Here is a 20,232-nt window from a genome sequence, read left to right as displayed (position 1 = left end):
AACACGAAGTTCACGATCGCGAAGACGATCAGGGCGAGCACGAAGAACCGCGTGAAGAACTTCGTGTAGAGCGTCCATGCCTCGTCGAGGACGGCGCCGATGCTCATCCGCGGCATCCTACGGCACGGGTCGTCGGTGAGGGCGGAGCCGCGCGGCCGCTCCCACGGGTGCCCCTTCGGCAGCGCACGGCTTCGGCGAACGGCGCGCGCACGCGCCGCCCCCGGTCACCGCGCCTCGCCGGGGAGTGCGACCACCTCTTCCTCGTCGGCGAGGCGGGCGAGCTCGCGGCGCACGTGTGTCAGCGCCTTGCCGAGCCGGGCGCGATTGGCGGGGACGTTCACCCATCCCGAGGCGCCGGACGGATGGGGGAGGGGGACGACGACGGCGTCGCCGAGCAGGAAGCTCTTCCCGACGACGTCCGCGAGCCGACGGGCCCCGAGCAGGCGCTGCGCGGGGATCGCCCCGACCGTGACGACGAGCGCGGGGTCGAGCAGGCGGAGCTCCTCCGTCGTCCACCAGGCGCACAGGCGTCGCTCCTCGGTCGTCGCGACGCGGTCTCCACGCCCGCTCTCGGCGGGCCCCGGGTAGCAGCGCGTCACGGACGCGCGGTAGAAGGCCGCCTCGAAGCGCTGCTCGTCCATCTGCAGCCAGCGCCGCAGCGTGCGACCGGCGCGACCCTGCCACGGCCGCCCGACGGAGGCCTCGGTGGCGCCCGGCGCGAGCCCGTAGAGGTACGCACGCTGCCGCGCGTCGCCCGCGACCACGGGTGGGGGGACGATCGGGTGCCCCGCGTCGAGGCACCGGCGGCAGACGGCGTTGTCGCGCTGGAGCGCCGCGATCGACCGGTAGCGCCGCACCGCCGTACAGTACGTCGGTGCTCCCGCTCGAGTCCGTCCCGAACGTCTCGGAGGGTCGTGACCGGCAGGTCGTCGCCGCGCTCGCGACCGCCTTCACGTCGGGCGGCGCGCGCCTCCTCGACGTCCACTCCGACCCCGACCACCACCGGTCGGTGCTGACGCTCGTCGGTGACGAGCACGAGCTCGAGGAGTCGCTCGTCGCCGGCGTCGCCGCGGCCCGCGACCGGATCGACCTCCGCCGGCACGACGGCGTCCATCCCCGGATCGGCGCCGCGGACGTCGTCCCGGTCGTGCCCCTCGCCCCCGACGACATCGGGCGGGCGGTGGCGCTCGCGGCCGTCGTCGCACGGCGGATCGGGGAGGAGCTCGGGCTGCCCGTGTTCCTCTACGGCGAGAGCGCCCGCGGCGTGCGGCCGGCCGACCTGCGACGGGGTGGGCCCGGGGAGCTCCAGCGGAGGATCGACAGCGGGGAGCTCCGACCGGATCACGGCCCCCTCCGGCTCGACCCCGCGGGGGGCGGCGTGCTGGTGGGGGCACGCAGGCCGCTCGTCGCGTACAACGTCGTCCTCGACACGGAGGACGTGGAGGTCGCCCGCTCGATCGCGGTCGCCGTCCGCGCCTCGTCGGGCGGGCTTCCCGGCGTCCAGGCGCTCGGCCTGGCGCTCCCGCACCAGGGCCTCGTCCAGGTCTCGACGAACGTCGTCGACCTCGACGCGACGCCCCTGCACGTCCTCGCCGAGCGCATCCGTGCCGAGGCCTCGGCGCGAGGCGTCGAGGCTCGCGACGCCGAGCTCGTCGGCCTCGTCCCGGCGGACGTCGTCGTCCGGGCGGCCGGGGCGCCGCTCGGGCTCCCCCGGCTGGTGTCCGACAAGGTGCTCGAGCTGCGGCTCCTCGAGCCGGGGCCGGGGCGCCGCTCGTCGTGACGCTACGATCGGCGACCGTGCCGCTGATCCCCTCGACCCGCGGCCCGGGAGCATGACCGGGCCGGAGAACGGTGCGAGCCCAGCGCGCGGCCGCAGGCGCCGCCGCGAGCCGCCGCCGCTCCCGCGCCACCCCTACCGCGACTCGGCGCTCCTCCACGGCGCGCTCGCGGTCGTGATCGTCGTCGTCACCGTCCTCACCGGTGGGAAGCCGCTGACGGGGGTGCTCGTCGCGCTCGCGTACTTCGCGCTCGCGACGGCGTGGAGCTGGATGCGGTTCTCACAGCGGATCCGTGACGCAGCGCGGACGGACGACGGCGCCGACCCGGGAGCCGACACGTGACGGACGCGCTCGTCGAGGCGCTCTGCGGCGACCTCTCCCGGATCCGCGCCCCGCGCGGCCCGGAGCTGAACGCCCGCTCGTGGCAGACCGAGGCGGCGCTCCGCATGCTCCTCAACAACCTCGACCCCGAGGTGGCGGAGCATCCGGAGCGGCTCGTCGTGTACGGGGGCACCGGACGGGCGGCACGGTCGCACGACGCGCTCCGCGCGATCGTGCGGACGCTGCTCCGGCTCGAGGCGGACGAGACGCTGCTCGTCCAGTCCGGCAAGCCCGTCGGCGTCTTCCGGACGCACGATGCCGCCCCGCGCGTCCTGATCGCGAACGCGCTGATCGTCCCCCGCTGGGCGACCTGGGACGAGTTCCGGCGCCTCGAGGCCGAGGGCCTGACGATGTTCGGCCAGATGACGGCGGGCTCGTGGATCTACATCGGCACCCAGGGCATCCTCCAGGGGACGTACCAGACCTTCGCGGCCGCCGCCGAGCGGCACTTCGGCACGCCCGACCTCGCCGGGCGCACGATCCTCACCGCGGGGCTCGGCGGGATGGGCGGGGCCCAGCCGCTGGCGGCGACGATGGCGGGCGCGGCGATCCTCTGCGTCGAGATCGACCCGACGAGGATCGAGCGCCGGCTCGAGATGCGCTACCTCGACGAGGTCGCGACGTCGCTCGACGATGCGCTGGCACGTGTCCGGGACGCGGCGCGTCGTCGGCAGCCGCTCTCCGTCGGGCTGCTCGGGAACGCCGCCGAGGTCTTCCCCGAGCTCGTCCGGCGCGGCGAGGCGTTCGACCTCGTGACCGACCAGACGGCAGCCCACGACCCGCTCGTCGGATACGTGCCGGCCGAGGTGCCGTTCGAGGAGGCGGAGCAGCTGCGCCGGCTCGACCCGGAGCGGTACCTGGAGCTCGCGTCGCGCTCGATCGTCGCGCACTGCGGTGCGATGGTCGACTTCGGGCGCATGGGATGCCACGTCTTCGACTACGGCAACAACCTCCGCGGAGAGGCCCGCGCCGGCGGTCTCGCGGACGCCTTCGCCTACCCGGGGTTCGTCCCCGCCTACATCCGCCCGCTCTTCTGTCGCGGGATCGGCCCGTTCCGCTGGGCCGCGCTCTCGGGCGATCCGGCCGACATCCACGTGATCGACGACGAGCTCCGCCGGCTCTTCCCCGACGACGCCCTCCTGCAGCGGTGGCTCGAGATTGCGGCGGGGCGGGTTGCCTTCCAGGGCCTGCCCTCCCGCATCTGCTGGCTCGGCTACGGCGACCGGGCGCGTGCCGGGCTCGCGATCAACGAGCTCGTCCGCACGGGCGCCGTGACCGCCCCCGTCGCGATCGGTCGCGATCACCTCGACGCCGGGTCGGTCGCCTCGCCGTACCGCGAGACGGAGGCCATGCGCGACGGGTCCGACGCGATCGCGGACTGGCCGATCCTCAATGCGCTCCTGAACACGGCGGCCGGCGCGACGTGGGTCGCCGTCCACCACGGCGGCGGCGTCGGGATCGGCAACTCGATCCACGCGGGCATGGTCGTCGTCGCGGACGGCTCCGAGGACGCGGCCGCGCGCCTCGAGCGCGTGCTCTCCACCGATCCGGGGACGGGCGTGATGCGCCATGCGGACGCCGGCTACGAGGAGGCGATCGAGGCGGCGCGCACCGCAGGCCTCGACCTCCCGAGCCTCGGGCCCGAGGCCCCGCCGGTGGAGGGTCGCCCCGACGTGGCACGATAGGGGTATGGCGAGCCGGAAACAGCGGCGGCGGCGCGAGAAGGAGAAGCGCCACGACTACGAGATCGTCGAGATCGACTCCGAGGGCAACGAGACGGTCCTCGATTCGTCGGTGCTCAAGCCGGAGTCGAGTCGGAACGGCAAGGCGTCGCAGAGCCGCAAGGCACGAGGCGGCCAGCCCGACCGCGGTCGTCGCATCGCCCAGGAGCCGTCGTGGGGGCGCGTCATGAAGCGCGGGCTGATGTTCGCACCGATCTTCTTCGTCGTCGTCTACCTCCTCGCCGGCGACGGCATGACGGTCGTCGGGCTGATCGTGCAGACGCTCCTCCTGCTCGTCGTCTTCGTCCCCTTCAGCTATTTCATGGACCGCCTCGTCTGGCGCTCCCAGCAACGGCGAATGGCGAAGAGCCGGGACGGCTCGTAGTGCCCCTCGCCGTCGAGCGACTCGAGCTCGGCCCGATCGAGACGAACTGCTACCTCGTCCGCTCCGATCCCGCTGCGGTCGAGGCGGTCGTCGTCGACCCGAGCGGCCCTGCGGCCGACATCCGCCTGCGCCTCGCGTCCCTGGGCGCGCAGTGCACGGCGATCCTCGTCACGCACGGGCACTGGGATCACCTGATGGGTGTCGCCGACCTCGCGGAGGGCACGGGGGCGCCGGTCCACATGCCGGAGGGGGAGCGCCTGCTGCTCGAGAGCCCGTCGTCCTTCACGCCGCCGGGCGTCCCCATCAGAGCCTGGACGCCCGAGGTCACCGTGCGGGGCGGGGAGGTGCTCGAGCTCGCGGGCATCACGTTCCGGGTGCTCGCGGTGCCCGGCCATTCCCCGGCGCACGTCGCGTACCTCGCCGACGGCTGCGCGTTCTCCGGCGACGTCCTCTTCTGCGGGAGCGTCGGCAGGACCGACCTCCCGGGCGCGGACTGGGCGACACTGCTCGGCTCGATCCGGGAGCTCGTCCGGGCGGGCTCGCCGGACACGGTCGTCTTCCCGGGACACGGCCCGGCGACGACGCTCGGGGCGGAGCTCGAGTCGAACCCCTTCCTCGACGAGCTGCGGGCCGAGCAGGAGTCCGCGGGATCGGGGCCCCCAGCGGCATGAGCGGGCGTCGGCCGGTGCCCGCCCGACGGACGGCCGATACCGACCCGGGAAGCCGCGAGGGCGATTCGTGCGCGGCCGTCGCGAGCGTCGAATCGTTCGTCTAGGTTCTCGGACGACGGTCGACGCGGAGCGAGAGGGCAGGTGAGCGGACAGCGGATCGAGAGACTGCGCGGAACGCACGACGTCGTTCCCGCCGAGATGCCGCGGTGGCAGCGGGTGACGGACGAGATCGAGCGTCTGTGCGCGCTCTACGGGTACGGGAAGATCCTCACCCCGGTGTTCGAGGACACGGCCCTGTTCGCCCGCACGTCGGGTGCGGGCTCCGACGTCGTGCAGAAGGAGATGTACTCGTTCAGCGACCGCTCCGACCGGGCGCTGACGCTGCGCCCCGAGGGCACGGCCCCGATCTGCCGCGCCTACGTCGAGCACGGGATGCATCGCGACCCGCAGCCCGTGAAGCTGTTCACGATCGCGTCGATGTACCGCTACGGCGCGCCCGGGCGGGGTCGGTACCGCGAGCACTGGCAGGCATCGGTCGAGGCGATCGGCACCGACGATCCGTCGATCGACGCCGAGCTGATCCAGCTCTACGACACGCTCCTCGGCCGCCTCGGCGTCACCGCCTACCACCTCGAGCTGAACTCGATCGGCTGCCGCGCGTGTCGGCCCACCTACCTCGAGCAGCTGCGCGCGTGGCTCGCGGCGAACGACACCCGCCTCGACGAGCAGACGCGCGAGAAGGCGGCGACGAGCCCGCTCCGCGTCTTCGACAACTACCTGGCGAAGCCGGATGCGGTTCGCGCCGCCCTCGACGAGGCGCCCACGATCGGCGAGTCCCTGTGCGCCGCCTGCGTCGAGCACTTCGCCGCCGTCCGCGCCGACCTCGACGCGACCGGGGTCGAGTACCGGGTCGTCCCGACCCTGGTGCGTGGCCTCGACTACTACTCCCGGACGACGTTCGAGTTCATCGGGCCGATGGAGAACGAGAACTCGACGATCGCCGGCGGGGGCCGCTACGACTACCTCGTCGAGGAGATCGGCGGGCCGCCGACGCCGGGCATCGGCTTCGGCGCCGGGATCGAGCGGCTGCTGATCGCGATGGAGGAGGAGGACGTCGCCGACGAGGAGCGACCGGGGATCGACGTCTTCTTCGCCGTCGAGCCCGGGGTGTCGCGGACACCGGTCGTCGGCTGGCTCGCGGCCCTGCGCGCGAGGGGCGTGTCGTGCGACACCGACTACGCCGGACGGTCGCTGAAGGGGCAGCTGACCCAAGCCGGGAGGCTCGGGGCGGTGACGACGGCGGTCGTCGGCGCCGACGACGTCACGCTGCGGCGGCGCGGGAGCGACGACCTCGCGCTGTCCCACGCCGACGTCGTCTCTACGCTCTCCCCATGAGCTGGCGCGACATGCGCTGCGGAGAGCTCCGCGAGGAGCATGTCGGCAGGCACCTCACCCTGGCCGGCTGGGTCGACCGGCGGCGCGACCACGGCGGGCTCGTGTTCGTCGACGTCCGCGACTGGACCGGCGTCACGCAGCTCGTGATCAACCCGGAGCGCGCTCCAGAGGCCGCGGAGCGGGCCAAGGAGATCAGGAACGAGTTCGTCGTCCAGGCGCGCGGCGAGGTCGTCGCCCGCTCGCCGGAGACCGTGAACCCGAAGATGCCGACCGGCCAGGTCGAGGTCCAGGTCGACGACCTGACGGTGGTCTCGCGGTCGACGCCGCTCCCCTTCCAACTCGACGAGGAGGGCGTCGACGAGACGTTGCGCCTGCGCTACCGGTGGCTCGACCTCCGGCGCGAGAAGCTGCAGCGCAACCTGCGGCTCCGCGCGCGCATGGTCGGGCTCATCCGGCGTCACATGGAGGACGCGGGCTACCTCGAGATCCAGACCCCGATCCTCTACAAGTCGACGCCGGAGGGCGCGCGCGACTTCATCGTGCCGAGTCGGCTCCACAAGGGGCGGTTCTTCGCGCTCCCGCAGAGCCCTCAGATCCTCAAGCAGCTGACGATGATCGCGGGCTTCGACCGCTACTACCAGATCGCGATCTGCTTCCGGGACGAGGACCTCCGCGCCGACCGCGTGCAGGAGATCACGCAGCTCGACGTCGAGATGAGCTTCCCCGACCGCGAGGAGCTGTTCGCGACGATGGAGGAGATGTTCGGGACGATCTGGAACGAGTGCCTCGGCGTCGAGGTCGAGCGGCCGTGGCCGCGCATGACGTTCGCCGAGGCCGACCGGCGCTTCGGGTCCGACAAGCCCGACACGCGCTTCGGGCTCGAGCTGGAGGACGCGACCGCCGCGACCCGCGGCTCGGGCTTCGGCGTGTTCGCCTCGGCCGACGCCGTCCGCTTCCTGCGCGTCCCCCGCACGTACTCCCGCGCCGAGCTGGCCGCGCTCGAAGAGCTCGCGAAGGAGCGGGGCGCGAAGGGCCTCGCCTACCTGATCCGCGACGAGCAGAGCGGCGAACTGCGCTCGCCGATCGCGAAGTTCCTGTCGGAGGAGGAGGTCGAGGCGCTCGCCGTGGCGCCCGGGGAGACGCTGCTGTTCGCGGCGGGCACCTGGGAGGCGACCTCCCGTGTCCTCGGCCACCTGCGGCTCCATCTCGGCCGTGAGCTGGGATTGATCGACGACGCCGCGTTCACGTTCCTCTGGGTGACGGACTTCCCGATGTTCGAGTGGGACGAGGACGAGGAGCGGTGGACGGCCGTCCACCACCCGTTCACGCGCCCCACGGACGACTGGAAGGACGTCTTCGACGAGTCGCCCCGCGACGCGCTCGCCTACGCGTACGACCTCGTGGTGAACGGGAACGAGCTCGGAGGGGGGTCGTTCCGGATCCACGAGCCCGACATCCAGGCCCGCGTCTTCGACCTGCTCGCGCTGACCGAGGCCCAGCAACGGGCGCAGTTCGGCTTCCTGCTCGATGCGCTCGCGATGGGCGCGCCGCCGCACGGGGGGATCGCGCTCGGCATCGACCGGATGACGATGGTGCTCGCGGGCGAGCCGAACCTCCGCGACGTGATCGCGTTCCCGAAGAACCAGGCGGGGCTCGATCCGATGTCCGGCGCGCCCTCGCCCGTCACGCAGGCACAGCTCGACGAGCTCGGGATCACCGTCGTCTCCGAGGACGAGTGAGCTCGGCAGTCGCCCTCCGGCTGCTCGTGCTCGCGGCGGTCGCGCTCCTCCTCGGGCTCGCCGCCCTCGCGCTCGTGGAGCGCACGGACGAGGATGCCGTCGCACCCACCGCCGGGAGCGCGGTCGCGCCCGGCGGCTGGTACCAGGCACTCGCCGGGTCGCGCGGCCCGGCGGGCGACGCGGAGCGGACGTCGTGCGGGCTGATCCTGACGCAGCGCTCGCTCGGAGTCACGCACCCCGTGCTCCCGTGCGGCGCGAAGCTCGTGATGCGCTACCGCGGCGAGGCCGTGCTCACAGAGGTGATCGACAACACGCTCGAGAGCCCGGGACGGCAGTTCGAGCTCACCGAGGGCCTCGCCCGGCTGATCGGGCTCGACGGGACGCAGCAGGTGCAGTGGCGGTTCGCGACCGGGTAGAGTGGGACGTGCTCGACCCTGTGCGTGGCCCCGGGCTCAATCCGTGAACCAACACGATCACGAAGGGAGCCCGGGTCGGGGACCGGCCGAGCCGGCGCCCCGCACGGCACCCACCTGGGAGCGCAAGGTTCGCTTCCGGCCCGGGGCATCACCGGCAGGGTGGAGCACCCTGCGCCGGGAGCGTCGAGCCGTGACACGCGGTCACGGCGCAGGCCGCGCGACCTCCGGATACCTCCGGGCGATCGCGGACGAGGCCGCCGCGTTCGCCCGTGCCGAGCGTCGCGCCGCCGAGAGGGCGGCCTCGCGGGAGGACGACGCGGCGAGGAAGCGTCCGACGCTCGCGACTCTCGACGCCCGCGCTCCGCGCCGGCGGGCGCAGCGCCCCCGCCGCTAGCGAGCGGCCTCGGCGCAGCCGTCGTGGCGCTCGGGGACACGGCGTCCGTCGCCGGTACCCTCGGGGCCGTGGATCGACTCGAGGTGTTCGGTGACTCTGCACGCGGGGATGCGTACGCCGCCGCACGGCTCGTCGTCGACGGCGACCGGATCGTCGAGGCCGACGCGCCGGGGATGGCGCGACCGCTCGAGGGGCTGTCGCTGCTCGAGGCGGCGTCCGTGCCCGGCGAGACCCTCGCGGCCGACGCCGTCGCGAATGCACTCGGCCGGTGCTTCACGGCGCGCCCCGACCCGGCACGCGTGGTGGTGGCGATGAGTGGAGGGGTCGACAGCGCCGTCACGCTCCTGCGCGCGGCGCCGAACGCGGTCGGGGTCACGCTCCGCCTCTGGGCCGACCCCGCCGGGCCCGATGCCTCGCGCGCGTGCTGCTCCCCCGGCGCCGTGATCGCCGCCCGCGAGACGTGCCACGCGCTCGGGCTCCCGCACGTGACGCTCGACCTCCGCGAGGCCTTCGTGGACGCCGTCGTCGGCCCGTTCGTGCAGGGCTATGCGAGCGGCAGCACGCCGAACCCGTGCGTCCGCTGCAACGGGTCGTTCCGCCTCGACGCCCTCGTCGCGTTCGCGCGCCGTGCCGGGGCCGACATCGTCTGGACGGGCCACTACGCACGCATCGTCGAGCGGGACGGGGTGCGACTCGTCGCCCGCGGGCGCGACCCCGACAAGGACCAGTCGTACATGCTCGCCACCGTCCCTCCGCGGCTGCTCGAGTCGGTCGGGTTCCCGCTCGGCGCGCAGACGAAGGCGGCGACGCGCGAGGAGGCCGCAGCGGCCGGGCTCGCCGTCGCGTCGCGGCCGGAGAGCCAGGAGGCCTGCTTCCTGGCGGGCGGGGACTACCGCGACTTCCTCGCACGGCAGGGCCTCGTGGCGAAGCCGGGGGCGATCGTCGACGAGAGCGGGCGGCAGCTCGGGCGTCACGAAGGCCTCTGGAGGTTCACGCCGGGGCAGCGTCGGGGGATCGGCCTCGCCGGGCCCGAGCCGCTCTACGCGCTCCGCATCGAGCCGGCGACCGCGACGCTCGTCGTCGGCCCCCGGCGGGCGCTCGCGACCGGGAGGCTCGAGGTCGCGGGCCGGCTGACGGTCCCGGTGCTCTCGGCAGAGGCGAAGCTGCGCTACCGCTCCCCCGCCGTCCCGGCACGCGTCGAGCCGACCGCCGACGGCTTCCGGCTCGAGCTGGAGACACCCGTCGACGCGGTCGCCCCGGGTCAGGTCGCGGCCCTCTACGTCGACGATGCGATCGTCGGGGCGGGCGTCATCACCGAGACCGGTTAGGATCTCCTCGATGAGCGTTCTCGGCGTCAGCGGCGGCGATGTCGCGTACTGGGGGCTGGCGGCCTTCCTCGTCGCGCTGGGCATCGGGTCGCTCTTCATGCTCGTCAAGCTCGGCCAGCTCTTCGGTCGGCTGTCGTCGTTCGTCCGCGGGACCGAGCGCGACCTGCTGCCCGTGATCGTGAAGAGCGGAGGCACCGTCGACCGCGTCAACTACCAGCTCGACAAGCTGGACGCCGTCACCGACAGCGCCGTGGACATGGCGGACAGCGCCGACACCGCCGTCCGGGCCGTCTCGACCGCGATCACGAAGCCGGTCGAGAAGGTGTCCGGGCTCGCCGCGGGCATCTCGCACGGCATCGCCTCGTTCCGCAAGTCCCGCGACTTCGGCACGGCCAAGGACGCCGCGAAGGACGCCGCGCGGCAGCGCGAGGCCGACCTCGCAGAGGACCTGCGCGGCGGGGGCCCGACACCGCCGAGCGCCGAGCGTCCGGAGCCGACCCCACCGCCTCCACCGCAGCCGAAGCCCGAGCCCGTACCGCGCCCGGCGCCGACGCCGAAGCCGGAGCCGGCTCCCGTCCCGCCGGACGAGCAGCCGCCGGCGGCCGCCTAGCACGCGTCGCGCACAGGCGCACGATCCACGCCTGCGTCGTCGCTACGATCGGCGGATGCGCACGACCGGCGATCTCCGTGAGGGGTTCCTCGCGTTCTTCGAGGATCGGGGGCATCGTCGGCTCCCGTCCGCCCCGCTCGTCCCGCCGGCGGACGACCCGTCGACGCTCTTCATCGTCGCGGGCATGCAGCCGATGAAGACGTGGTTCCTCGGAGAGGGACAGCCTCCCGCCGCCCGGGTCGTCACGGCGCAGAAGGTGATGCGGGCCGGGGGCAAGCACGCGGACCTCGACGACGTCGGCACGACCGCGCGCCATGCGTCGTTCTTCGAGATGCTCGGCAACTTCTCGTTCGGCGACTACTTCAAGGACGGCGCGATCGAGCTCGCGTGGGAGTTCGTGACCGAGCGGATGGGCTTCGCGCCCGACCGCCTCTGGGCGACCGTGTTCGCCGGTGACCCCGAGCTCGGGCTCGGCGAGGACGACGTCGCCGTGGGCGGCTGGCTCCGCGTCGGCATCCCCCGCGAGCGCATCGTCGGCCAACCCCGGTCCGAGAACTTCTGGCAAGCGGCGGATACCGGGCCGTGCGGCCCGTGCTCGGAGATCTTCTACGACCGCGGTCACGAGCACGGCTGCGGTCAGCCCGACTGCGGCCCGAACTGCGAGCGGTGCGAGCGCTACCTCGAGTTCTGGAATCTCGTCTTCATGGAGTACGACCTCGCCGTCGACGGGTCACTGACACCGCTTCCGCAGCAGAACATCGACACGGGCCTCGGGCTCGAGCGCGGCGCGATGCTCCTGCAGGGTGTCGACTCCATCTTCGATGCCGACGGCTACCAGCGGATCATGGACTGGGTCGCGGCCGAGTCGGGCGTCCGCTACGGCGACTCCGCCCAGGCGACGAAGGCCCACCGCGTGCTCGCCGACCACGGCCGCGCGATGTCGTTTCTCGTCGCCGAGGGGATCACCCCGTCGAACGAGGGTCGCGGCTACATCGTCCGCCGCCTGATCCGTCGGGCCGTGCACCAGGGGCGCCGCATCGGGCTCGCCGACGTCTACCGGCTCCCGGGTGTCGTCGTCGAGCAGATGGGCGACGCGTACCCCGAGCTGCGCGAGCACGCCGCCGAGATCGAGCGGGTCGTCCGTGCCGAGGAGGAGCGGTTCGGCGAGACGCTCGAGCGCGGCATGAAGGAGTTCGAGGCGCTCTCCGGCGAGGAGGGGCTCTCGGGCGCGCAGGCGTTCACGCTCGCGGCGACGTACGGGTTCCCGATCGAGCTCACCACCGAGCTGGCGGAGGAGCGTGGGCAGCCCGTCGACGTCGACGGCTACCGCGAGGAGATGGCGCGGCATCGTGAGATCTCGCGCGCGACCGGCGAGACCGGCGTGCAGCGCGCCGCCGAGTTCGCGCGCGCCGCGGGCTTCGAGGCCGCGTTCGTCGGCTACGCCAAGACCGAGGTGCTGACGCAGGTCGGGGCGCTGGAGGAGCTCGGGGACGGGACGTTCCTCGCCAAGCTCCGCGAGTCGCCCTTCTACCCGGCCGGAGGCGGTCAGGTCACCGACGCGGGCTGGATCCAACTGGACGACGACAGCGAGGCCCGGGCGGAGCTCGTCGAGGCCTACCGGTTCGACGGCGATCAGGCGCTGCTGCTCCGCGGGCAGGGCTTCGCCGCCGGCGACCGGGTGAAGGCGGTCGTCCCGTGGGCGGTGCGGTTCCCGACGACCGCGAACCACACGGGGACGCATCTGCTGCACGCCGCGCTGCGTGCCGTCCTCGGGGAGCACGTCAAGCAGGCAGGCTCCGCGGTGCGCCCCGACAAGCTCCGCTTCGACTTCAGCCACGGGCAGCCCCTCGGCGCGGAGGAGCGCGAGGAGATCGAACAGCGCGTGAACCGGGCGATCTTCGAGAACCACCCGGTCGTCACCTTCGAGACGCCGATCGACGAGGCGCGCGCACTCGGCGCGACGATGCTGTTCGGGGAGAAGTACGGGGACATCGTCCGCGTCGTGCAGGTCCCGGGCGTCTCGACCGAGCTCTGCGGCGGCACGCACGTGCGGACGACCGCCGAGATCGGTGCGTTCGCGATCCTCTCGGAGAGCTCCGTCGGAGCGGGCGTCCGCCGCATCGAGGCCGTGACCTCGGGCGAGGCCTGGTCGTACCTGCACTCCCGCTCGCGCGAGCTGGAGGAGGTGCGCGGGGAGATCGACGAGCTGCGCAAGGAGCTCCGGCGGAAGCCGCAGGCGACCGACCAGGCCTCCGCCGTCGAGGCGGTGGTCTCCGTCGCCGGAGGGGTCAACGTGATCGTGCAGCGGGTGGACGGGCTCGACGCGGAGGCACTGCTCGACCTGTCGGACCGGTTCAAGCAGCGGCACGCCCCGGCGGCGGTCGTGCTCGGAACCGTGGAGGACGGCCGCGTCCACCTCGTCGCCAACTTCGACGCCGCCGTGGCCGAGAAGCTGAGCGCGAACGACGTCGTCAAGGGTGCGGCGTCCCTCGTCGGCGGCGGCGGCGGCGGTCGCCCGACGATGGCGCGGGCGGGAGGCAAGGACCCGGACCGGCTCGCCGATGCCCTCGCCGAGGCCGAGCGCTTGATCGTCGCGGCGTTGTGACGCAGCGTCCGGGGTCGAGCTGGACGGCGCCCGGGGCCGCCGATCACGCACGTGCCGCGGGGCCATCGTGAAGGTGCTCGCACTCGACTACGGCGCGGCACGGACCGGCGTCGCCGTCTCCGACGCGTCGGGGACGGTCGCCCGCCCGGTGGACGTCGTGGAGCGGGCGGCGACACCCTCCGGGCTCGACCGCGTCGCTGCCCTCGTCGCCGAGCTCGGAGTGGAGCGCGTGATCGTCGGGCTCCCGCTCACCCTGCGGGGCGAGGTCGGCGCACAGGCGAGGGAGACCGAGGCGTTCGTACGCGTGCTCGGTGAGCGCCTGGACGTGCCGGTGGAGACGTTCGACGAGCGGTTCACGACGACGCTCGCCCAGCGCACGCCGTCGCGCGCGCCGGAGGACGCGCTCGCCGCGGCACACCTGCTCCAGGGATGGCTCGACCGGCGGGCCGCCACGTGAGGCGCGGATTCGTCGTCGGGGCGCTCGCGCTCGCGCTCGCGATCCCGCTCGCGGGCTGCGGCAGCGGCGCCGAGCCACCGGCTCCGACGGAGACGGAGCCGACGCTCGAGCTCCTCAGCATCATCTTCCCCGAGGGGTTCACCCGTGCCGAGATGGCCGACCGGGTCGCCGCCGTGCGGACGATCGCGATCGAGGAGCGCGGCGTGACACCGCGGCTCACCCGTCCGGGGTACGTGACGGCGACGGCCGCGGTGCTGCCGCCGCCGGCGTTCCGGAAAGACGCAGGGGGGAGGATCGAGGGCTTCCTGTTCCCGGCGACGTACGAGTTCACCCAGTTCACGCCCGCCAAGCGGCTGGTCGCCGACCAGATCGCGACGTTCAGGAAGAAGTGGGCCCTGCTCGACCTGTCCTACGCCCGATCGAAGAACCTCACGCCGTACGACGTGCTGATCATCGCGTCGATGATCGAGAAGGAGACCGCCGTCCCCGACGAGCGGAGGCTCGTCTCGGCGGTGATCTACAACCGGCTGCGCAACGACATGCCGCTCGGGATCGACGCGACGATCCGCTACGGCCTCGACATTCCCGGGACCGAGTCGCTCACGAAGGAGGCCCTGCGCACCGACTCCCCGTACAACAGCCGGCTGCGCAAGGGCCTGCCGCCGACGCCGATCGCGAACCCGGGTCTCGCGGCGATGCGCGCCGCCGCGCGGCCCGCCGACGTCCCGTACCTCTTCTACGTGCGCAAGCCCGGCTCGCTCCGGCACTACTTCACGTCGAGCGAGTCGGACTTCCTGCGCACGGTCTGCGAGTACGGCTACTCCTGCGACTAGCCGGGCACCGCGGGGACGATCGGGACGGGCGCGGCGGCCGGCCGATCTCGGCGATACTCGCGGGTGTGATCGAGATCGCGGGCACGACGACGCTGGTCGGGCTGCTCGGCTGGCCGACCGCCCACTCGTTGTCGCCGCGGCTGCACAACGCCGGGTTCGCCCGGCTCGGCCTCGACTGGGCGTACGTCCCGCTCCCCACGCCGCCCGAGGCGCTCGACGACGCGGTCCGCGGGATCGTGGCGGCGGGCTTCGCCGGGGCGAACGTCACGATCCCGCACAAGCAGGCGGTGATCGAGCACTGCGACGACCTCGACGAGGTCGCCGAGCGGGCGGGCTCCGTGAACACGCTCGTCGTCGCCGACGGCCGTGTCCTCGGGAGCTCCACCGACGGTGCCGCGGTCACCGACCAGATCGAGGCGCACGGGCGCTCGGCGCTCGTCCTCGGCACCGGTGGCGCCGCCCGGGCCGTCGTCGACGCGCTGCGCCACGTGGGGGCCGACGTCGTCGTGAAGGGTCGCCGCGACGCGGGATGGCCGCCGTCGTCCGACGGGTTCGACGTCCTCGTCAACGCGACACCCCTGCGGGACGACGTGCCCGTCTCCCCGCACCCCGGTCAGCAGGTGGTCGACCTCGCGTACAACGCGGACGGCTCGGAGACCGCGCTCGTCGCCGCCGCGCACGCGGTCGGGTGCGACATCGTGGTCGACGGCCTCGACGTGCTCCTGTTCCAGGGCGTCGCGTCGTTCGAGCGCTGGACGGGGATTCCGGCCCCGATCCAGACGATGCGCGACGCGCTGCGCGGGCTCGAGCGACCGGCCTGACCTCACGGCACTCGCGCGCGTCGCGCACTCGGCGGCGGCGTTCGACGCGCCGACGCCGCGCTGGAGCCCGCTCGGCTCGCCCACGCGGCTCGAGGAGACGGAGCGGCGGACCCCGTGTCCGGGCGGAAGGGCTCGACGGGGAGCGGATCCGAGCCCGGGCCGTGATCCGGGGTGCGTCCCTGCGGACGGCGCCGGCGGTGACGGCGGTGCTGCGCGCCGTGTTCCCCTGACCGCCCGGCGGACCGGTCGAGTGCCTCCACGGAACGCCGACGGCGCATAGGCTTCGCCCGTGAGCCTGAGTCTCGTCACCGCTGGGGAGTCCCACGGGCCCGCGCTCGTCGCGATCGTGACCGGCCTGCCGGCGGGGCTCGCGCTCGACAAGGAGGCGATCGACGCCGACCTGCGGCGCCGGCAGCAGGGCTACGGACGGAGCCCGCGTCAGAAGCTCGAGGCGGACGAGGTGGAGGTACTGACGGGGCTGCGGCACGGGGCCACGCTCGGCACGCCCCTGACGCTGGTCGTGCGCAACCGCGACCACGAGAACTGGCTGTGGGGCATGTCCCCGTGGCCGCCCGAGGGCGAGCCGAGCGGGAAGGGCGCGAAGCCGGTCACGCTCCCGCGGCCGGGGCACGCGGACCTCGCCGGCGTCCTCAAGTACGGGCACGACGACGTCCGGAACGCCCTCGAGCGGGCGAGCGCCCGCCACACCGCCGTCCACGTCGCGGCCGGAGCGGTCGCGAAGGCGCTGTTGCGCGAGCTCGGCGTCGAGGTCCACGGGCGGCCCGTCGAGATCGGCGGCGAGACCGCGACCGAGACGATGGAGGCCGCCACGGACGCGGCGCGCAGGGACCGCGACACGCTCGGCGGCATCGTGGAGGTGACGGCCATCGGCGTGCCGCCCGGGCTCGGGTCCTTCGCGGAGAAGGCGGACCGCCTCGACGCACGGCTCGCGTTCGCGCTGATGGGGATCCAGGCGGTGAAGGGAGTCGAGGTCGGTGACGGCTTCGCGCTCGCGCGGGCGCGCGGCTCGGACGCGCACGACGAGATCGATCCCGGCCTCGTCCGCCGCTCGAACCGGGCCGGCGGCATCGAGGCCGGCGTCTCCAACGGCGAGCCGATCGTGGTGCGCGCGGCGATGAAGCCGCTCCCGACGCTCATGCGCCCGCTCGACTCCGTCGACCTCGCGACCGGGGAGCCGTCGCAGGCGCTCGTCGAGCGCTCGGACGTCCAGGCCGTCGAGGCGCTCGCGGTCGTCGCCGAGGCTGCGGTGGCGTGGGAGCTCGCACGTGCTGCCCGTGAGAAGTTCGGCGGCGACGCGCTCGAGGACCTGCTCGCGGCGCACCGCCACTACCTCGACCGCATCGGCGATCGATGGCAGCCGCGCCCCTGAACGCGCTCGGGCGCCATCTCGCGCTGACCGGCTTCATGGGCGCGGGCAAGTCGACGGTCGGCAGCCGGGTCGCCGAGCGCCTCGGCCGTCCCTTCGTCGACCTCGACGCCGAGATCGAGCGCCACACGTCGAGGACGATCGCGGAGATCTTCGCGGAGGACGGCGAGGCGGCCTTCCGCGCCGTCGAGGAGGGCGTCGCGCACGAGGTGCTGGGCCGTGCCGACCCGGCGGTCGTCGCCCTCGGCGGGGGCGCCGTCGTGTCGAGCGCGACGCGTCAGGCGCTCGGTGCACGGGCGTTCACCGTCTTCCTCGAGACGTCACCCGAGACCGCGTGGGAGCGGTCGCAGGCCTCGGGACGGCCGCTCGCCCGGGACGAGACCGCCTTCCTCGCGCTGTACGAGGCTCGGCGCCCCGTCTACGAGGACGTGGCGGACGCGTGCGCCTCCGATCTCGACGACGTGCTCCTCCACGCGGCCGGGATCCACGTCGGGGTCGGCGCGGTCGAGAGCATGGCCGACCTCGTGCCCGGGGACGGGCCGATCGAGATCGTGATCGACCGCCACGTGTCCGGCATCCACGGCGTCACCGTCCAGCTCGGGCTCGGGTCGCGCGACGTCGCCATCCACGAGCTCCCGCCCGGCGAGGCGGCGAAGACGGTGGCCGTGCTCGAGCAGGTGTGGGAGTCGCTGCGCATCGGCCGGGACGGGGTCGTCGTCGCCGTCGGGGGCGGGGCGACGACGGACGTCGCGGGCTTCGCCGCGGCGACGTACATGCGGGGCGTCCCGTGGGTGCCGGTGCCGACGACGGTCGTCGGCCAGGTCGACGCGGCGATCGGCGGCAAGACCGCGATCGACGTCCCGGGCGGGAAGAACCTCGTCGGAGCGTTCCACTGGCCGGCGCGCGTGATCTGCGATCCGACGCTGCTCGAGACGCTCCCCGACGAGGAGCGCCGCAACGGGATGGCCGAGGTCGTGAAGACGGGCCTCCTCGCCGGGAGCCACCTCTGGGAGCTGTCGGGGCCGGCCCAGGTGCGCGCCTGCGCCGCGTTCAAGGGCGCCGTCTGCCTCGCCGACCCGCACGATCGCGGGCGGCGCGCGCAGCTCAACCTCGGTCACACGTTCGCGCACGCGCTCGAGGCCGCCTCCGGGTACCGGCTCTCCCACGGGCACGCGGTCGCGCTCGGGCTGCTCGCCGCACTCCGGCTGTCGGGCCTCGACGAGGAGCGGCGGCTCGTCGAGCACGTGCTCGCGCCGGCACCGGCACGGGTCGATCGCGACGTTGCCTGGGCGGCGATCGCGCGCGACAAGAAGGCGGCGGGCGGACGGCCCCGGCTCGTGCTGCTCGACGCCCCGGGGAGCCCCCGCTGGGGGGTCGAGCTTCCGGACGACGACGTCCGCGCCGCGCTCGACGCGGTGATCGCCTCGTGAGCGCGCCCGCGACGGGCGGCTGCCTGTGCGGCGCCGTCCGGTTCGAGATCTCCGGCGACCTCCGGGGCGTCGTCGTCTGCCACTGCTCCCTGTGCCGACGGGCGGGCACCTACGCGGGCGCGTACACGTGGGCGCCGCACGGCGCGGTGCGCATCTCCGGAGACGCGTCGCTCGGGACGTACGTCGACGTGAACGGCCGCGAGCGGCGCTTCTGCCGATCGTGCGGCTCGGTCCTCTTCTGGTCGGTTCCCGGCGAGGAGGGCGTCTCCGTGTCGGCGGGTGCGCTCGACGACGACGCGGGCCTCTCGATCCTCCGCCACGTGCACGTCGAGGACGCCGCGGCATGGGAGCCGTCGCAGGAGTGATCGACGCGTGGGCGGCGCGGAGTAGAGTCACGCTGTGCGCATCGACGTCATCAACGGGGTGAACCTCGACATGCTCGGACGGCGCGATCCCGGGATCTACGGGAACGGGTCGCTCCCGGACCTCGAGACGCAGATCTACGCGTGGGCCCGTGAGCTCGGGCTCCAGGTGCGCTGCCGGCAGACGAACCACGAGGGCGAGTACGTCAGCTGGATCCACGAGGCCCTCGACAGCGCCGACGCGCTCGTCCTCAACCCGGCCGCGTGGAGCCACTACTCGTGGGCGATCCACGACGCGGTCGAGCCGTTCGAGGGGCCGGTCGTCGAGGTGCACATCTCGAACGTCGACGCGCGGGAGGAGTGGCGCCGGCACTCCGTCCTCGAGGGCCTCACGCGCGCGCGCATCGTCGGGCGCGGCATCGAGGGGTACAAGGAGGCGCTCACGCTCCTCAAGGAGCTCGAGTGAGCCGCCTCCGAGGCCTCGCCTCGACGCTCGACGATCCACTGCTCGTCACGAATCCCACGAACGTCCGCTACCTCGCCGGCCTCGACAGCAGCAACGCCGTGCTGCTCGTGGAGCCCGGTGGCGGGACGACGCTGTACACGGACTTCCGCTACGCGGAGGCCGCCCGCACCGTGCCCGACGTCACCTTCGTCGAGACGCGGCGTGACGTCGTCGGCGAGCTGGCGACGCTGCTCGCGGGGCGGCGGATCGCGATCGAGGCGGAGCACCTGACGGTGGCCCGGTTCGAGGCCCTCGCCCGCGGCGGTGTCGAGCTCGTCCCCACGCGCGGCGTCGTCATGGCGCGGCGCGCCGTCAAGGACGCCGACGAGCTCGAGGCGCTCCGGCGGGCCGCGCGGGTGTCGGACCGCGTGTTCGCCGAGCTCGCCAGGGAGCAGTTCACGGGCCGGACCGAGCGTGAGCTCGCCTGGTGGGTCGAGCGTCGTCTCCGCGAGGAGGGGGCGACGGGGATCGCGTTCGGCGTCGTCGTCGCCGCCGGAGCCCGAGCCGCCTCACCGCATGCAGATCCGGGCGACCGGATCATCGAGCCCGGAACGCTCGTGGTCGTCGACGCGGGCTGCGTCGTCGACGGGTACTGCTCGGACTGCACCCGCACGTTCGCCACCGGCGAACTCCCCCCGTCCCTTGCCTCCGCGTACGACCTCTGCCTCCGGGCGCAGCTCGACGGGCTCGCCGCCGTCCGCCCGGGTGCGCACGGTCGCGACGTGGACGCCGCCTCGCGCGTCGCCGTCGACGAGGCGGGCCTCGGCGAGGCCTACGGCCACGGGCTCGGGCACGGCGTCGGTCTCGAGGTCCACGAGGCGCCCGTGCTCCGTCCCGAGTCGGAGGACGTCCTGCAGCCGGGCAACGTCGTCACCGTGGAGCCCGGGATCTACCTCCCGGGAGTCGGGGGCGTGAGGATCGAGGATCTCGTCGTCGTCACCGACGACGGGTGCGAGCGCCTCACCACGTTCACCAAGGAGCTGACCACCGTCGAGTAGGTAGCCTGGGTGCCCG

The 20,232-nt window shown here is 73.6% G+C and carries 20 protein-coding genes; 19 read left to right on the top strand and 1 reads right to left on the bottom strand.

Annotation, left to right across the window (positions count from 1 at the left end; translation table 11 throughout):
- Nucleotides 1-224: 224 nt before the first annotated feature.
- The gene (locus AC162C_RS13230; RefSeq protein WP_484097956.1) at nucleotides 225-857 is read right to left on the bottom strand and encodes a uracil-DNA glycosylase family protein; all 633 of its coding nucleotides are present in this window, start codon (nucleotides 855-857) and stop codon (nucleotides 225-227) included.
- Between the two features lie 17 nt (nucleotides 858-874).
- Between AC162C_RS13230 and ftcD the strand changes: the two genes are divergently transcribed.
- The 19 genes from ftcD to AC162C_RS13135 all read left to right on the top strand — a co-directional run bounded on the left by ftcD (nucleotide 875) and on the right by AC162C_RS13135 (nucleotide 20,216).
- Nucleotides 875-1,780 carry a glutamate formimidoyltransferase gene (ftcD, locus tag AC162C_RS13225; protein WP_484097955.1) on the top strand — a complete coding sequence of 302 codons (906 nt, stop codon included), beginning with the start codon at nucleotides 875-877 and terminating at the stop codon, nucleotides 1,778-1,780.
- Nucleotides 1,781-1,832: 52 nt separating this feature from the next.
- A complete protein-coding gene (locus AC162C_RS13220; protein ID WP_484097954.1) occupies nucleotides 1,833-2,120 on the top strand; it encodes a hypothetical protein in 288 nt (95 codons plus the stop codon).
- Nucleotides 2,117-3,844 carry a urocanate hydratase gene (gene hutU / locus AC162C_RS13215; protein WP_484097953.1) on the top strand — a complete coding sequence of 576 codons (1,728 nt, stop codon included), beginning with the start codon at nucleotides 2,117-2,119 and terminating at the stop codon, nucleotides 3,842-3,844. Before AC162C_RS13220 ends, hutU begins: the two co-directional genes overlap by 4 nt.
- 4 nt (nucleotides 3,845-3,848) lie before the next feature.
- Nucleotides 3,849-4,265: a hypothetical protein gene (locus AC162C_RS13210; protein WP_484097952.1), complete on the top strand. Its 417-nt coding sequence runs from the start codon at nucleotides 3,849-3,851 to the stop codon at nucleotides 4,263-4,265.
- Entirely contained in the window at nucleotides 4,265-4,936 is a 672-nt protein-coding gene (locus AC162C_RS13205) for an MBL fold metallo-hydrolase (RefSeq protein WP_484097951.1), read from the top strand. The genes AC162C_RS13210 and AC162C_RS13205 overlap by 1 nt, the downstream gene beginning before the upstream one ends.
- A gap of 141 nt (nucleotides 4,937-5,077) precedes the next feature.
- Nucleotides 5,078-6,331, top strand: a complete 1,254-nt coding sequence (hisS, locus tag AC162C_RS13200) for a histidine--tRNA ligase (protein ID WP_484097950.1) — start codon at nucleotides 5,078-5,080, stop codon at nucleotides 6,329-6,331.
- Complete coding sequence (gene aspS, locus AC162C_RS13195; protein ID WP_484097949.1) at nucleotides 6,328-8,070, top strand: aspartate--tRNA ligase; 1,743 nt, start codon at nucleotides 6,328-6,330, stop codon at nucleotides 8,068-8,070. Before hisS ends, aspS begins: the two co-directional genes overlap by 4 nt.
- A complete protein-coding gene (locus AC162C_RS13190; RefSeq protein ID WP_484097948.1) occupies nucleotides 8,067-8,486 on the top strand; it encodes a hypothetical protein in 420 nt (139 codons plus the stop codon). The genes aspS and AC162C_RS13190 overlap by 4 nt, the downstream gene beginning before the upstream one ends.
- 462 nt (nucleotides 8,487-8,948) lie before the next feature.
- The gene (mnmA, locus tag AC162C_RS13185; protein ID WP_484097947.1) at nucleotides 8,949-10,208 is read left to right on the top strand and encodes a tRNA 2-thiouridine(34) synthase MnmA; all 1,260 of its coding nucleotides are present in this window, start codon (nucleotides 8,949-8,951) and stop codon (nucleotides 10,206-10,208) included.
- A gap of 10 nt (nucleotides 10,209-10,218) precedes the next feature.
- Nucleotides 10,219-10,818, top strand: a complete 600-nt coding sequence (locus tag AC162C_RS13180) for a hypothetical protein (RefSeq protein WP_484097946.1) — start codon at nucleotides 10,219-10,221, stop codon at nucleotides 10,816-10,818.
- A gap of 55 nt (nucleotides 10,819-10,873) precedes the next feature.
- Nucleotides 10,874-13,423 (top strand): alanine--tRNA ligase, encoded by a 2,550-nt coding sequence (gene alaS, locus AC162C_RS13175; RefSeq protein WP_484097945.1) that lies wholly within the window; start codon nucleotides 10,874-10,876, stop codon nucleotides 13,421-13,423.
- Between the two features lie 67 nt (nucleotides 13,424-13,490).
- Nucleotides 13,491-13,880, top strand: coding sequence for a Holliday junction resolvase RuvX (gene ruvX, locus AC162C_RS13170; protein WP_484097944.1), 390 nt, complete (start codon nucleotides 13,491-13,493; stop codon nucleotides 13,878-13,880).
- Nucleotides 13,877-14,713, top strand: a complete 837-nt coding sequence (gene mltG, locus AC162C_RS13165; protein ID WP_484097943.1) for an endolytic transglycosylase MltG — start codon at nucleotides 13,877-13,879, stop codon at nucleotides 14,711-14,713. The genes ruvX and mltG overlap by 4 nt, the downstream gene beginning before the upstream one ends.
- Before the next feature lie 65 nt (nucleotides 14,714-14,778).
- Nucleotides 14,779-15,534 (top strand): shikimate dehydrogenase family protein, encoded by a 756-nt coding sequence (locus AC162C_RS13160; protein ID WP_484097942.1) that lies wholly within the window; start codon nucleotides 14,779-14,781, stop codon nucleotides 15,532-15,534.
- Nucleotides 15,535-15,823: 289 nt separating this feature from the next.
- Nucleotides 15,824-16,924, top strand: coding sequence for a chorismate synthase (locus tag AC162C_RS13155; protein ID WP_484097941.1), 1,101 nt, complete (start codon nucleotides 15,824-15,826; stop codon nucleotides 16,922-16,924).
- On the top strand, nucleotides 16,906-18,351 hold the full coding sequence (locus AC162C_RS13150; protein ID WP_484097940.1) for a bifunctional shikimate kinase/3-dehydroquinate synthase: 1,446 nt from the start codon (nucleotides 16,906-16,908) through the stop codon (nucleotides 18,349-18,351). Before AC162C_RS13155 ends, AC162C_RS13150 begins: the two co-directional genes overlap by 19 nt.
- Complete coding sequence (locus AC162C_RS13145) at nucleotides 18,348-18,716, top strand: GFA family protein (protein WP_484097939.1); 369 nt, start codon at nucleotides 18,348-18,350, stop codon at nucleotides 18,714-18,716. The genes AC162C_RS13150 and AC162C_RS13145 overlap by 4 nt, the downstream gene beginning before the upstream one ends.
- 34 nt (nucleotides 18,717-18,750) lie before the next feature.
- Nucleotides 18,751-19,179 (top strand): type II 3-dehydroquinate dehydratase, encoded by a 429-nt coding sequence (locus AC162C_RS13140; RefSeq protein WP_484097938.1) that lies wholly within the window; start codon nucleotides 18,751-18,753, stop codon nucleotides 19,177-19,179.
- On the top strand, nucleotides 19,176-20,216 hold the full coding sequence (locus AC162C_RS13135) for a M24 family metallopeptidase (RefSeq protein ID WP_484097937.1): 1,041 nt from the start codon (nucleotides 19,176-19,178) through the stop codon (nucleotides 20,214-20,216). Before AC162C_RS13140 ends, AC162C_RS13135 begins: the two co-directional genes overlap by 4 nt.
- The last annotated feature ends 16 nt before the right edge of the window (nucleotides 20,217-20,232 follow it).

The sequence above is a fragment of the Gaiella sp. genome (assembly GCF_057140465.1).
The sequence above is the reverse complement of the archived record's forward strand: the minus strand, read 5'-3'. Positions and strand labels throughout refer to the sequence as shown.

Coding starts and splice junctions, on each gene's coding strand:
- AC162C_RS13220 (WP_484097954.1), top strand. CDS start 1,833: ATGACCGGGCCGGAGAACGGTGCGAGCCCAGCGCGCGGCCGCAGGCGC.
- AC162C_RS13210 (WP_484097952.1), top strand. CDS start 3,849: ATGGCGAGCCGGAAACAGCGGCGGCGGCGCGAGAAGGAGAAGCGCCAC.
- aspS (WP_484097949.1), top strand. CDS start 6,328: ATGAGCTGGCGCGACATGCGCTGCGGAGAGCTCCGCGAGGAGCATGTC.
- AC162C_RS13180 (WP_484097946.1), top strand. CDS start 10,219: ATGAGCGTTCTCGGCGTCAGCGGCGGCGATGTCGCGTACTGGGGGCTG.
- alaS (WP_484097945.1), top strand. CDS start 10,874: ATGCGCACGACCGGCGATCTCCGTGAGGGGTTCCTCGCGTTCTTCGAG.
- AC162C_RS13150 (WP_484097940.1), top strand. CDS start 16,906: ATGGCAGCCGCGCCCCTGAACGCGCTCGGGCGCCATCTCGCGCTGACC.